This window comes from uncultured Agitococcus sp., from assembly GCF_937920075.1.
Classification (GTDB): domain Bacteria; phylum Pseudomonadota; class Gammaproteobacteria; order Pseudomonadales; family Moraxellaceae; genus Agitococcus.
On the sequence record NZ_CALETI010000066.1, the window covers coordinates 1 to 14,382 of the forward strand.

Here is a 14,382-nt window from a genome sequence, read left to right on the forward strand (position 1 = left end):
GTCCACCTGCACGTTGAATAATTTCATCCACTAAAGGAATAAAACTTTCACCGCCTTCTAAACCGAAACGTTTAGCACCGACATATTTATTACCTAAATATTTTTCTAAGCCTTCGGCAGCCGTTAAACGTTCTAAAATATGCTTTTTAACTTCGGGAGCAAAATTAGGATTACCACGCACACCTTCTAAACGACGTTGAATCCAACGCTTTTCGGTGGTATCGACAATGTGCATATACTCCGCACCAATCGAGCCACAATAAATGGCTTCCATGGCATTGACCATTTCGCCTAAGGTTGCTTCGGCTTTGCCAATGGCTAAATTACCCGTTTGGAATACAGTATCAAAGTCTGCACGTGACAAACCATGTGCTGCCAACTCTAAATCAGGGACGTGTTCACGTTCCATTAATTTAAGAGGGTCAAGCTTGGCTTTTTGATGACCACGGTTGCGATAAGCAGCGATTAACTGTAAGACACCCACTTGACGCTTTTCGTGTTCTGTACTAACACTACTGGCTTGCATGGGTTGGACACGAGTTGAGTTGCGGGCTAATAATAAAAACTGTTCACGGACATTTTTATGGGGCATATCTTGTTGTTGACCGTTGTAAGCGGGTAACTGTTCAAAATAAGCACGCCATTCGTCAGAGACAGATTGCGGCGCAGTTAAAAACTGCTCATACATGTCTTCTACATAGGCTGCATTTTCAGCCGAAAGCTGGGACAAGCTTCGCTGGTGCATTAGACCATTGTGCATGGTAAATCTCTCTCGCAACATATGCTAAATACCTTAGTTGTTTTTAGCAGTGTTACTTTTCCTTTAGGATTAAAAAATCCTGTGTTTTATCATACGATACGCAAATGACTGGATAAGTCATTTACAGCCAAGGTTGAATCGTGTGTCACACGCTCAACTACGTAAGTAGGGTTTTATGTTATACATCAACACGTTAAGATTTACACGTGAAAATTTTCAACTAAACCCTCAAATTGTTAACTTAACCGTGAATTACTTCACTTTGTTTAGCATGACGCTATTAAACTTGACCATCAAACAACGTCTGCATCAATTTAAGATATAGCCTAAAGCACAATGAGCATAAGATATTGATTAGATGTGACAGCTTTATGCCACAAGCTCTTTACGAGCTATGCTGGTGCATTTTTATCAATTCTACATTTCTATGTACTTTTATAGTGCATCTCAGTTAAGTGTTGCACCGACTACCAGCATTGGTAGAGACTAAGCAAAAAAACTTAGGAAATAAATAGCTTTTATCAAAAAAAATTTAGTGTTTTTAATATTTTGCTCAATAAAACACATAACAAGCTTGATTGACCGACTTTGTCAGCTACTTCAATAACAACAGCATCAACGCTGACCCGCCCACGTTAGCAGGATTTGAAGGTTTATCAGCAAGATAACTTGCTTTTCTTTGAAATATTTTGCAATACACATGCCAAATTGTTTCAAAAACAAAAAAGCTCATCAGGTGATGAGCTTTTTTGCTGATATTTCAAACAATCAAGACTTAACTTGCTTGTTCTAATAACATATTGCGGATATGACCAATGGCCTTAGTTGGATTTAAGCCTTTAGGACATACACTCACGCAGTTCATAATACCGCGACAACGGAATAAGCTAAATGGATCATCCAAATTTGCTAAACGTTGTGTGGTTTGGGTATCACGTGTATCTGCCAAGAAGCGATAGGCTTGCAATAATGCCGATGGGCCTAAGAACTTCTCTGGGTTCCACCAGAAAGATGGACAGCTTGTTGAACAGCAAGCACACAAGATACACTCATACAAACCATCTAACTTTTCACGGTCTGCTTGAGACTGTAAACGTTCTTTTGGTGGAGGTGGTGTATCGTTAACCACATAAGGTTGTACTTTTTCGTATTGGTTATAGAACATGCTCATGTCTACAACTAAGTCACGAATAATCGGCAAACCGGGTAATGGACGTAAAACGATCTTTTTAGGTAATTCTTGCATGTTAACCAAACAAGCCAAACCGTTTTTACCGTTGATGTTCATACCGTCAGAACCACAAATACCCTCACGGCAAGAACGACGGAAACTTAAAGTTTCGTCCATCTTTTTTAACTTTAACAAGGCATCAAGCAACATCCGCTCGTTACCTTCTAAAGTAATTTCATAAGTTTGCATATAAGGGGCGTTATCCTTATCGGGGTTATAACGCATCACTTCAAAAATACGCACGTCACTCATTATAACTCTCCCCTTTAGAATGTACGCTTCTTAGGCGGAATGGTTTCGACAGTTAAAGGAATCATCTTAACTGGCTTATAATCTAAACGGTTACCGTCTTTGTACCACAAGGTGTGTTTCATCCAGTTAGCATCATCACGCTCTGGATAATCATCATGAGCATGCGCGCCACGGCTTTCTGGGCGAGCAGCCGCAGAAATAATCGTTGCTTTTGCTGCTTCGATGAGGTTTTGTAATTCCAAAGCTTCGATACGTGCAGTATTAAACACTTTAGATTTATCTTTGAGGTGAATGTTTTCTAAACGTTTTTCCAACTCAAGAACTTTTTTCACACCCTCTTCCATGATGGCTTGGGTACGGAATACACCCGCATGAGCTTGCATGATTTTACGCAAATCATTAGCAATATCTTGAGCATATTCACCAGAGGTGGAGTCATCCAATTTCTTAATACGCGCTAAAGTTAAATCTAACACGTCTTTAGGTAATGGCTTAAATTCATGTGGTGCACGACGTACGGTGTCAATAATATGCTCACCTGCTGCCTTACCAAACACGATTAAGTCTAACAAAGAGTTTGTACCTAAACGGTTAGCACCGTGTACGCTGACGCAAGAACATTCACCAATCGCGTATAAACCTTTAACAACAGTGTTTGGATTACCGTCTTTAGGCACAACGACTTGACCATTGATGTTGGTTGGAATACCGCCCATTTGATAGTGAATGGTTGGCACCACAGGAATTGGCTCTTTAGTACAATCAACGTTAGCAAACTTCTTACCAATCTCATAAACAGACGGTAAGCGTTTCATAATGGTTTCAACGCCTAAGTGAGTTAAGTCAAGAACAACATAATCACCATTAGGACCACAACCACGGCCTTCTTTGATTTCTTGGTCCATAGAGCGAGACACGAAGTCACGTGGAGCTAAATCTTTGAGGTTTGGTGCATAACGCTCCATGAAGCGTTCGCCGTTTTTGTTACGGAGTAAACCACCTTCACCACGACAACCTTCGGTTAACAATACACCCGCACCAGCCACACCGGTTGGGTGGAATTGCCAGAATTCCATATCTTCTAATGGAATACCTGCACGGGCTGCCATACCTAAACCATCACCTGTGTTAATGAAGGCATTAGTAGATGCAGCATAAATACGACCTGCACCACCTGTGGCAAATAAAGTACATTTGGCTTGGAAAACCGCAACTTCACCTGTTTCTAAGTCAATTGCTGTTACGCCTAAGACATCACCATCTTCATCACGAATTAAATCTAAAGCGATCCATTCGACAAAGAACTTAGTTTTAGCGCGTAAATTTTGTTGATACAAAGTATGCAACAAGGCATGGCCTGTACGGTCAGCAGCAGCACAAGCACGTTGAACTGGCTTTTCACCATAGTTAGAGGTATGACCACCGAATGGACGCTGATAAATAGTGCCATCTTCGTTACGGTCAAAAGGCATACCCATATGTTCTAATTCATAGACCATTTTGGGAGCTTCACGACACATAAACTCAATCGCGTCTTGGTCGCCCAAATAGTCAGAACCTTTGACGGTATCAAAGAAGTGATAATGCCAATTGTCTTCGTTCATGTTACCCAAAGACGCACCAATACCACCTTGAGCGGCAACAGTGTGTGAACGCGTTGGGAATACTTTGGTTAAAACGGCAACACTTAAACCAGCACGGGCTAATTGTAAGGAAGCACGCATACCAGAACCGCCACCACCGACGATAACGGCATCAAAACTGAGGGTACGAATATTGCTATGAGACATTACTTAATTACCCCACAAAATGATAGCACCCCAAACCACATAGACAAAAATAGCAATTGCCATAGCGATTTGAGTAATTACGCGTAAAAAGTTTGCACTTGCACCCATTTGACGAGTAGTCATATAGTCTGTGGTCACAGTCCATAAACCTACCCAAGAGTGGCCAGCTAACGATAATAAAGACAATAAGCTAAAAATACGCATTGCTGTGCAAGTCATAAAACTGTGCCAAGCATCATAAGTCACTTGACCAGCGGTTAATAACCAACCAACAATCACCACAAAATAGACAGCTAAGATGACAGCACTGACACGTTGTACGAGCCAGTCGCTCATGCCCGAACGGCTAAAACTGGTTGCACTTTTCATGACAATACCACCCAATAAAAGGCCAAGGCGATGAAAAAGGCAGAAATAGCTAAAATAGCAGAGGCGAAAGCACGACCACTTTTTAACTCTTCAGCAATACCAAAATCCATGACTAAGTGTTTAATACCAGCAAAGAAATGGTAAATTAAACCTGCAAGAGCCACAAAAAGAACAAAACGGCCAATAAAACCACCTAAAATGGTGTCTTTTACGTAGTTAAAAGACTCTTCGGAAGCCAAAGAACCTTGCAAAATATAAAGAAGGACAGGAATCAACAAGAACACGACAATTCCCGAAATACGATGCAGAATAGAAGCCATCGCAACAGGCGACTTCATATTCACTTCGAGAACCATACCTAATGACAAGTTGACAGGTCTATTGCTTTTCACAGCGGGCACCCTGCGTAATTTAAGGCTCAAAAGATGAGCGAACCAAAGGGAGGAATAAAGCGTAGTCTCCCCTCTTTTGAAGGTTCAAAATAACGGGCAGTTGACTGCTGGCTTTATTCGACAAGTGGCGGCGTTGCCAAAATAACAATACTCTGGACTTACGCATTGTTTCGCAATTAGCGCGGTTTGTGAACTAAACATCGTGGACAACGATTTTTAGTGAGCAAATAAGCGATAACCGCGTAAGTCTTAACTATAGACGGCGCGAAATTATAGACATCTTAGCGCGAGATTACAAACAAGATACAGTTCGAGCCTTGTACAAAACAGACTTTTTTCGTTAATTAATACGTTTTTGCCAAAGAGCTAGTTTATTTTTTAAGCAATCGAACAGAATAACGGCATTTAAACACAATCGTTTACGTTTAGCCCCTCTCGCTTTATTGACAAAATCATAACAAACTTTAAGCTAACGCCGTTTTTGTTAAGCTCAATTACTCATAAAGTTATTAGCCTCATGTCTCTTTTGATGTCATGAGTTCATAAATTCTAAGAGCTTATTATCAGAGTGATATTTCATTGGCATCATTTTTGCCTTAAACTCTGTTAAAAATTCTTGGACTTTGGCTAAAAAGTTTGAGTTCCTCAAATTAGACTTATTAATTATCTAATAAGTTTGAATTAGGACATGAAATTTTAATACGCACTCACGATGCGTCAAGTCCTGCTTGCTATTGCACTGAAAAACCACAGGAGACTGCCATGACGGGCAAAACAGCCACGTTAACCGTTGGTGATAAAAGTATCAACCTGCCTATTTATAGCGGCACTTTAGGCCCAGACGTTATTGATGTAAAAGACGTTTTAAGTAACGGCTACTTTACCTATGACCCTGGTTTTATGGCGACTTCTGCTTGCGAATCTAAGATTACCTTTATTGACGGCGATAAAGGCATTTTGTTGCACCGTGGCTACCCAATTGACCAGTTAGCAGAAAAATCAGACTACCTCGAAACTTGCTATTTATTATTAAATGGCGAATTGCCCAATGCAGAACAAAAAGTTGCATTTGAAAAATTAATTACTAACCACACCATGGTTCATGAACAACTCCAGTTTTTCTATCGTGGCTTCCGTCGTGATGCTCACCCAATGGCAGTGATGTGTGGTGTTGTTGGTGCTTTGTCTGCGTTCTACCACGACAATTTAGATATTAATAATCCAGAGCATCGTCACATTGCGGCAATCCGTTTGATTGCTAAAATGCCAACGATGGCAGCAATGAGCTATAAGTATTCCATGGGTCAACCCTTTATGTACCCACGTAATGACTTAAGCTACTCCGAAAACTTCTTACACATGATGTTTGCAACACCCTGTGAAGAATACAAAGTTAATCCAATCATTGCGAAAGCAATGGATCGTATTTTTGTATTACACGCAGACCACGAGCAAAACGCCTCTACTTCTACTGTACGTTTAACAGGCTCTACAGGTGCAAATCCTTATGCTTGTATCGCTGCAGGTATTGCCGCATTGTGGGGTCCTTCTCACGGTGGTGCAAACGAAGCTGTGTTAAAAATGTTAGACGAAATCGGTGATGTCTCTAAGTTAGATGACTTCATTGCTCGCGTAAAAGACAAAAATGACAGCACTAAGTTAATGGGCTTCGGTCACCGCGTTTACAAAAACTTTGACCCACGCGCCAAAGTGATGAAACAAACTTGTGACGAAGTGTTGACTGCTCTTGGCATCAACGATCCACAATTAGAATTAGCCATGAAACTCGAAGAAATCGCCTTAAGTGACGAATACTTCGTAAAACGTAAACTCTATCCAAACGTAGACTTCTACTCTGGTATTATCTTAAAAGCTATCGGTATTCCAACTTCTATGTTTACCGTTATTTTCGCTTTAGGTCGCACACCAGGTTGGATTGCACACTGGTTAGAAATGCACTCTGCTGCTTACAAAATCGGTCGTCCACGTCAGTTATATACTGGCGCAACACAACGCGATTTTGTGCCAGTCGAACAACGTTAATTTTAACGAAGATAAAGGCCGCAACAGCGGCCTTTATTTTTTAGGAGCGTAATAAAATGAAGCTTGCATTTATTGGCTTAGGAAATATGGGTTATCCTATGGCTGGTCATTTAGCCAATAAAGGCTATGAAATTGTGGTTTATAATCGTACTACTATTAAAGCTATACAATGGGCAAAAGAATATAACGCGAGCTATGCAACAACTATCCAACACGCTGTTGCCAATGCTGATATTATTTTTAGCTGTGTGGGTAATGATGATGATTTAAGCCAAGTCGTTTTGGCCGAAGATGGCGTCATTCATCATGCCAAAGATGGCACAATTTTGGTAGACCACTCTACTGTGTCGGCAGAAGTGACTCGTGATTTAGCTAATCTTCTTGCTCAACGTAATGTCAGTTTGGTTGATGCACCTGTCTCTGGTGGACAGCTAGGCGCACAAAAAGGTCAATTAAGTGTGATGTGTGGTGCAAAAACAGAGATTTTTGCTCAGGTTGAACCCATCTTACAAGCTTATGGTAAAACCATCATTCATATGGGCGATATTGGCAGTGGCCAACTCACCAAAATGGTTAATCAAATTTGTGTCGCAGGTTTATTACAAGGTTTAGCCGAAGGTATTCATTTTGCGCAACAATCTGGCTTAGATGTCGATAAAGCGATGAGTGTGATTAGTCAAGGTGCAGCCTCATCGTGGCAAATGGTTAATCGTTATCCCACAATGTTAAAGAATGAATATAACTTTGGCTTTGCAGTCGATTGGATGCGTAAAGATTTAGATATTTGTTTGGCCGAAGCGGCTAAAAATGGCACACAACTGCCTGTCACTGATTTGGTTAATCAATATTATAAAGACGTACAAAATCTAGGTGGCGGACGTTGGGATACATCCAGTTTGTTAGTGAGATTGCAACAAGATAAGAATTGATCGGTTTGAAGTATAGGACTTACGCATTTCATCGAAATACGAACAAATAAGCGATAACCGCGTAAGTCCTAATTTATTAGCGTTAATACTTCTCTGGCACTTCACGCAAACGCATTAAACCCTCTTGAGCCGTACTTGCCACTAAACGACCATCTTGACTATAAATACGACCAAAGTTTAAACCTCTACCCGCATTCGCATTGGGCGCATCCATTTCATACAACAACCACTCATCCATTCTAAACGGACGATGGAACCAAATCGAATGGTCTAAACTGGCTGCTTGTAAATTAGACTGCATAAATGTAACCGCATGAGGCAACATGGCTGTACCCATTAAGGCAAAATCAGAGGCAAAGACTAAGGCTGCTTGATGTAACAAAGGATCATCAGGCAATTTGTCTTGAGCGCGCATCCAATGATAACGATGAGGCTCTTGTTTGGTTGGGGCAAAAGGATTAACAGGATTAATCGGGCGAATTTCGATAGGACGCTCTTGAACAAAACTACTGCGGATTTTTTCGGGCAACAAAGAAGCTAACTGTTGACGTAACTCAAATTCATTGGGCAAGCCTTCTGGCCCTTCTACCTTGGGCATAGGTGCTTGATGATCTAAGCCCTCCTCTTCGTTAGCAAACGAAGCTGAACAAACAAAAATAGGCTGCCCATGTTGAATAGCGGTGACTTGACGGTTAATAAAACTTTTACCATCACGAATTCTATCTACTTCATAAATAATCGGTGCGGTAGTGTCGCCTGCTCGCAAAAAATAACCATGTAAAGAATGAGCCAAACGTCCTTTTTCCACTGTGCGCCCCGCAGCCATTAGGCATTGTCCTAACACTTGGCCACCAAAGACATTTTTTCCCACAATATTACGACTTTGACCACGAAACAAATTAACTTCTAAATCTTCTAACTGTAATAAGGTTAATAATTCAGCAATAACAGGATGCATAGCGACTCTCTTTACTTTCTTCATAATAGTATAACTTTCATTTCAACCCTGCCGAGTTAAACGATTTTTAAGCAAAAAGTCAAAGTTTTGTTAGATTTTGGCACAAATGATTAACAAGTTTGGCTGCAACCTAACGCAAGCCATGCTAGATTGTCGCCACTTTTTACTATTAATTAGATACTGTTATGGCAAATTGGTTTGGTTTAGATAAACTTTTTTCGGCAACTTCTCGTAAAGCATTAAATACTTGGGTGTCTCCTCAAATCAGTCCAGAGACCGCCGACGAGCTACAAATCGATCCGCAACATCCCGTTGTTTATGTTTTACAAAGCCCCTCTTTTTCTAATTTATTAGTGGCCGATGAAGCTGCTCAACGCTTAGGTTTACATCGACCTGTTCATGCGGTTGATAGTCACCTTTTACATGAAAAACAATCTTATTTTTTCTTAACCCAAGAAGCGAGCGCGCAATCAGCACAAAAAAATCGCTTTGAATACCCCGAACGTTTTGTCAATTTAGTCGAAGCCGTTAAAAATAACGCAAATTTAGATATTCAATTAGTACCTGTGACCATTTTTTGGGGGCGCTCACCTGACAAAGAAGATTCTTTGTTTAAAATTATGTTTTCTGATTCTTGGGCTACACCAAACGCCTTAAAACAATTTGTCACTGTTGCTCTTAATGGTCATCAAACCATTGTTAAGTTTGGTTTACCCTTGTCTATTCGTGGCTTAATGAACGAAGACATGAGTAGCTCATTAGCCTTGCGTAAAATTTCACGGGTTTTACGTGTGCATTTTCGCCGTCAACGTGAAATGGCGATTGGCCCAGATTTATCACATCGTCGTAATTTAATGCACAGCATTTTGCAATCTCAAGCGGTACGTGATGCGATTGCTTTAGAAAGCTCAGAACAACAAATCTCTCCAGAATTGCTCGAAGAAAAAGCCCGTGCCTATGTTAACGAAATCGCGGCTGATTACTCTTATCAAGTCATTCGTGGTTTGCAAATTACTTTAAACTGGTTATGGAATCAGCTATATGACGGTATTAATGTTCACCATTTTGATACGGTAACGGATGTTGCTCAAGACCATGAAGTGGTTTATGTGCCGTGTCATCGTAGCCATATTGATTACTTATTGTTGTCCTATGTCATTTTTACCCGTGGTTTAATGCCGCCACACATTGCCGCAGGTGCTAACTTAAATATGCCTGTAGTTGGTTCTATTTTAAGACGTGGCGGTGCATTTTTCTTAAAACGCTCTTTTAAAGGTAATCATATTTATAGTGCTGTTTTTACCGAATACTTGCACCTCATTACCATTAAAGGCTTCCCGATTGAGTACTTTATTGAAGGTGGTCGCTCACGGACAGGTCGTTTATTACCGCCTAAAGGTGGGATGTTGGCAATGACCGTTAAAAGTTATTTGCGTGACAACACTCGCCCGATTGTGTTTATTCCCACCTATATTGGTTATGAGCGTTTAATGGAAGGTAGCACGTATATTGGTGAATTACGTGGTGCAGCCAAAGAGCAAGAATCAATTTGGCAAATCATTCAAACCAGCCGCAAGATTGAAAAAATCTTTGGTAAAGTACATTTAACTTTTGGTGAGCCAATTTTCTTAAAAGACATTTTGAATCAAGAAAATCCACAATGGCAAAACACCGCGTTTGATGCAAAAGCCAAATTACCGTGGTTAAATCGTACGGTTGATAATCTAGCAAATCAGATTAATACCCACATTAACCAAGCTGCCGCCATTAACCCCATTACGCTATTAAGTTTAGTTTTATTATCAACACCAAATCATGCCATTGATGAAGATGTATTAATTAAACAGCTTGATTTGTATAAACACATTGCTAGTCATCTGCCCTATAGCTCACGTATCAAAATTACCGAGCTAAATGGCGCGGGGATGTTGAGCTATGGTGTACAACTTAAAGCTATTCAACGGGTTAAACATCCTTTGGGCGATTTAATTTGTGTGGCTGATAATCAAGCGGTATTTTTAACTTACTTCCGCAATAACATTTTGCATTTGTTTGTGTTGCCCTCTTTAGTGGCCTGTTTAATGCAACATAATGGTCAATTGCAACGTGAGCAAATTAGCCAAGTGATTGTTTCTTTATATCCTTATTTAAAATCAGAGCTGTTTTTAAGTTGGGATGTGAATGAAATCGAAGCTTTAGTTAATCAACATATTGATATTTTGATTAGCTCAGGTATTTTGACGATTGTTGATCATGTAATTTTTTCACCTCATCCAAATACTGAAGAATATGCTCAATTAGTAATTTTGGGCGAAGCAGTTAAAGAAACACTTGAACGTTACTTTATGACCATTTCTTTATTAACAGAACGTCAATCGGGCAGTATTAACCAAAAACAATTGGAAAATTTATGTTCATTATTAGCACAACGTTTGTCGGTGTTATATGAATTTAATTCGCCAGAGTTTTTTGATAAAGGTATTTTTAGAAACTTTATTGATACGCTTAAAAAAGTTGGCTTATTACAACAAGATGAACAAGCTTTGTTGCATTTTGATAGTCGTTTATATGACATTGCCACTCAAGCCAATTTGGTATTACGTGAAGAAACACAACATACCATTCAGCAAATTACCAATGTCAGTGATGAAGACATTAACAGTGCAATGGCTGAATTAGAGCGTAAAGAGAAAAAACGTAAATAAAAAATTCCTCCCTTCGACTCCGCTCAGGGAACATTGTTAGTTGAGCGAAGTCGAAACCAAAGCTCTCCACTCAGAAAGCTTTTTTGGCTGGTTGAGCGGAGTCGAAACCTAGAGAGTTTTTTATGCAACAAGCGATTGTTGGCTTTCATACAGATGAAGAAAATCATTGGGTGGCAGAGTTAGCGTGTGGTCACAATCAACATACGCGCCATAATCCACCGTGGACTGAACGACCTTGGGTGATTTCTGTCGAAGGCCGCCAATCGATGCTTGGCCATTTATTAAATTGTAAAAAATGTGATGAAGATGCCCCTAGGGATTGGAGTTAGTTTTCACATTCAAAAATCTCACCAATTCAATTTGATAGCGTAATAAAAAAATCAAATTATCTTGTTGACCAATATTTTCATGGTGTAATTCTGCACTCAGTTTTATACCACGTTGATCTGTCCAAATTGCACCAATGCCTACGCGATAAAATGTATCATCACTTTGGCTAATGCCCGCCTCTTGGGCAATTAATTTAGCATTAGTACCTTTAAGGGTATGTTGACCTTGCAAATCTTCTATACGCGCTAAAAATTGCCATTGGTCTTGCCAACGATAAATTGCTGTTAACCATGCACCGTTGACTGTACCTCTGTAGTCAACCAAACCACTCAAACTCCCTAAATTACCTGATTCACGTTTAAACCACGCTTCTGTACTCAAGGTCAAACGTCCCCAAGATTGTTCAGCATCCAAGACAACAATATTACTTTGACCATCAAAACACACTTGGCCTAAACTTGGCGTTAAACAAGCTGCTTGATTGTGGCTGTGACCTTGTGTTAACTGTTGCTCAGTGGTTCGACCATTAACATTAAAATTAGCAAAACTTAGCTGCAAGCGTCTAAAATCTTCTTGCCAAGCTATATTGGCGGTAATGGCATTGGCACCTTTGCTTTTGCTACTCGGAAATGTATCGGCTTGATATGCCCCTAGTTGCGCTTGCCAACCGTTTTCATGTTGCCACGCAAGCTGCACACCATCATCTAGCCAACTCCCTGCAATACTGGCTCTCATCACTAAAGGTGTAACACCCATTAACCAATTATGACTATGCTCTAAATTTTGTTGCCCTAAAGGTACATTTTGCCGTCCTGCTTTAATGGTCAACATATTATCGTGATTAACATCATAAGCATATTTAAGCCATGCTTGCTCTACAGCTAACTCCTCACCCAAATCTACACCATGATAAGAAGCTTTAACATAACTACTTAGATCATCTGTCCAATTAACTTTTAGTCCTAAATCAATGTAATCTAAAGCGTTTTTTTGTTGATAAGCTTGTTGTCCATTCGCCTCTAAAGCATTATTTAAACGACTGCTTGGATAATCTTTATCAGTTAATAAATATCGCCCACCCATATTTAAAATCGGGACTATTTTGCCTTCATCGCTAATTTCGTGACTAAACACTTGCTGCATGGGTAACAAACATAAGGCGGCTAAACTACCGCTTAATAGATGCTTAAACATATTAGGGCTGCTTCGCTTGCGTAAATGGATTGGCAAATTTAGGATTCGTTAAAAACTCATCATCGGTGAGTGTTTTTAAAAAAGCGACAATATCGGCTTTCTCTTGCTCATTGAGGTCTATTCTTGTTACTAATTCACTTTTAAAAGGATTTTTGCGACCATCCCCTGCATGAATTCCCTCAGTAATATTACGTCCACCTGCGGCATAAAAATCCAAAACAGCCTCTAAGGTTGCTATAGAACCATCGTGCATATAAGGTGCGGTAACCGCAATATTACGCAAACTAGAGGCACGAAACTTGCCCATATCTTCAGCTTTGCCAGATAATTCAAAAATGCCACGATTGGGGAAAGGAAATTCACCTGTACCGCCAATATTAAATAAGCCTGTATTATGAAATGGTGTTTCTACAATGCGTGAACCTGCATGACGCACTTGGTCGTTAAAATTAAAACTACCATGACAATGAAAACATTCGGCTTTTTCCCCAAAAAATAAATCTTTACCGCGTATTTCGCTAGCAGTCAGCGTGGCTTTACCTGTTAATGATTGGTCATAACGCGAATTTCCCGAAATCAAGGCACGTTGAAAACTGGCAATCGCTTTAATAATATTAGCGTAATTAATCGCTTGATTTTGTTCTGGAAATGCTTGACTAAATAATTGTTGATATTGGCTATCTTGGACAAAACGCTGTAACACTTCTTCTTTATTTTTATCATTAATCCCTAACTCAATAGGGTCTTCACCAAACATTGGCACTTCCATTTGGCGTTCTAAGCTGCTTAGACTAAAGTTTGCCCATGTGAGTGTGGTGTTATACACAACATTGGCTAAATGTTGAGAGTTACGCGGATGAAACTCTCCTGTTGAGCCTTTAGCAACGGCCAAACCATCGGTAAATGCTTTTTCTTGCAAATGACAAGTACCACAAGCTTGTGTGCCATTACCCGATAAACGCAGATCATAAAATAGATGCCGTCCCAATTCGACTTTTGCAGTGGTCATTGGGTTATCGGCAGGCACAAATGGCACAGGAAAATTGGTAGGTAATTGCCATTGCCATGCCGCTGACTGTAAGGACGTATCTTCTGTGACTGTACCTGTATTACAAGCCACTAAAGACCATGATAAAAGCACAGGAATTACGCATTTTGCCAAAATTAGCACGTTTTGCGAGCATAAAATCGTTAAAAACGATTGAAATGTGAACAAATAAGCGATAACCGCGTAAGTCCTAAACAAAGTTAAAAGAGGATATTTCATAGTTTATAAACAAAAAAACTCATGTAGCTAAGGTTTTGCCACATGAGTTATAAATCAAAATAAAAGTTTAGCTTGAGATTTTAGCACAGCCAGTTACTACTTATTAACCACTTTAAAGATAGATTGTGCTTTGGTGGTACTGGTTTTGCCTGTCTCTAAATT

Annotated in this window: 11 protein-coding genes and 1 pseudogene; 4 read left to right on the plus strand and 8 right to left on the minus strand. The window is 39.9% G+C overall.

Going from position 1 to position 14,382, the window contains the following annotated elements; translation table 11 throughout:
• The 5 genes and pseudogenes from Q0212_RS02520 to sdhC form a co-directional block, all read right to left on the minus strand.
• Positions 1 to 760, minus strand: a pseudogene (locus tag Q0212_RS02520) (2-oxoglutarate dehydrogenase E1 component); the annotation flags it as partial.
• 775 nt (positions 761 to 1,535) lie between these two features.
• Entirely contained in the window at positions 1,536 to 2,243 is a 708-nt protein-coding gene (locus Q0212_RS02525) for a succinate dehydrogenase iron-sulfur subunit (protein WP_297921733.1), read from the minus strand.
• 14 nt (positions 2,244 to 2,257) lie between these two features.
• Positions 2,258 to 4,033: a succinate dehydrogenase flavoprotein subunit gene (gene sdhA, locus Q0212_RS02530; protein ID WP_297921736.1), complete on the minus strand. Its 1,776-nt coding sequence runs from the start codon at positions 4,031 to 4,033 to the stop codon at positions 2,258 to 2,260.
• Between the two features lie 3 nt (positions 4,034 to 4,036).
• Positions 4,037 to 4,402: a succinate dehydrogenase, hydrophobic membrane anchor protein gene (gene sdhD / locus Q0212_RS02535; protein WP_297921739.1), complete on the minus strand. Its 366-nt coding sequence runs from the start codon at positions 4,400 to 4,402 to the stop codon at positions 4,037 to 4,039.
• On the minus strand, positions 4,399 to 4,794 hold the full coding sequence (sdhC, locus tag Q0212_RS02540) for a succinate dehydrogenase, cytochrome b556 subunit (protein WP_297921742.1): 396 nt from the start codon (positions 4,792 to 4,794) through the stop codon (positions 4,399 to 4,401). The genes sdhD and sdhC overlap by 4 nt, the downstream gene beginning before the upstream one ends.
• A gap of 762 nt (positions 4,795 to 5,556) precedes the next feature.
• Between sdhC and gltA the strand changes: the two genes are divergently transcribed.
• Positions 5,557 to 6,837 carry a citrate synthase gene (gltA, locus tag Q0212_RS02545; protein WP_297921745.1) on the plus strand — a complete coding sequence of 427 codons (1,281 nt, stop codon included), beginning with the start codon at positions 5,557 to 5,559 and terminating at the stop codon, positions 6,835 to 6,837.
• Between the two features lie 56 nt (positions 6,838 to 6,893).
• On the plus strand, positions 6,894 to 7,766 hold the full coding sequence (locus Q0212_RS02550) for an NAD(P)-dependent oxidoreductase (RefSeq protein ID WP_297921748.1): 873 nt from the start codon (positions 6,894 to 6,896) through the stop codon (positions 7,764 to 7,766).
• 82 nt (positions 7,767 to 7,848) lie between these two features.
• Here Q0212_RS02550 and tesB read toward each other — a convergent pair whose 3' ends face one another.
• Entirely contained in the window at positions 7,849 to 8,724 is an 876-nt protein-coding gene (tesB, locus tag Q0212_RS02555; protein WP_297921751.1) for an acyl-CoA thioesterase II, read from the minus strand.
• Positions 8,725 to 8,909: 185 nt separating this feature from the next.
• On the opposite strand from tesB, the gene plsB reads away from it, so the two are divergent.
• Together plsB and Q0212_RS02565 are read left to right on the plus strand one after the other, a co-directional pair.
• A complete protein-coding gene (gene plsB / locus Q0212_RS02560) occupies positions 8,910 to 11,429 on the plus strand; it encodes a glycerol-3-phosphate 1-O-acyltransferase PlsB (RefSeq protein WP_297921754.1) in 2,520 nt (839 codons plus the stop codon).
• 122 nt (positions 11,430 to 11,551) lie between these two features.
• The gene (locus Q0212_RS02565) at positions 11,552 to 11,758 is read left to right on the plus strand and encodes a DUF3565 domain-containing protein (RefSeq protein ID WP_297921757.1); all 207 of its coding nucleotides are present in this window, start codon (positions 11,552 to 11,554) and stop codon (positions 11,756 to 11,758) included.
• On the opposite strand, the gene Q0212_RS02570 is transcribed toward Q0212_RS02565, so the two are convergent.
• Both Q0212_RS02570 and Q0212_RS02575 read right to left on the minus strand, forming a co-directional pair.
• Positions 11,742 to 12,953 (minus strand): hypothetical protein, encoded by a 1,212-nt coding sequence (locus Q0212_RS02570; protein WP_297921759.1) that lies wholly within the window; start codon positions 12,951 to 12,953, stop codon positions 11,742 to 11,744. The two genes, Q0212_RS02565 and Q0212_RS02570, sit on opposite strands and share 17 nt — an antisense overlap.
• A gap of 1 nt (position 12,954) precedes the next feature.
• Positions 12,955 to 14,115: a methanobactin export MATE transporter MbnM gene (locus tag Q0212_RS02575; RefSeq protein WP_297921762.1), complete on the minus strand. Its 1,161-nt coding sequence runs from the start codon at positions 14,113 to 14,115 to the stop codon at positions 12,955 to 12,957.
• Positions 14,116 to 14,382 lie beyond the last annotated feature (267 nt).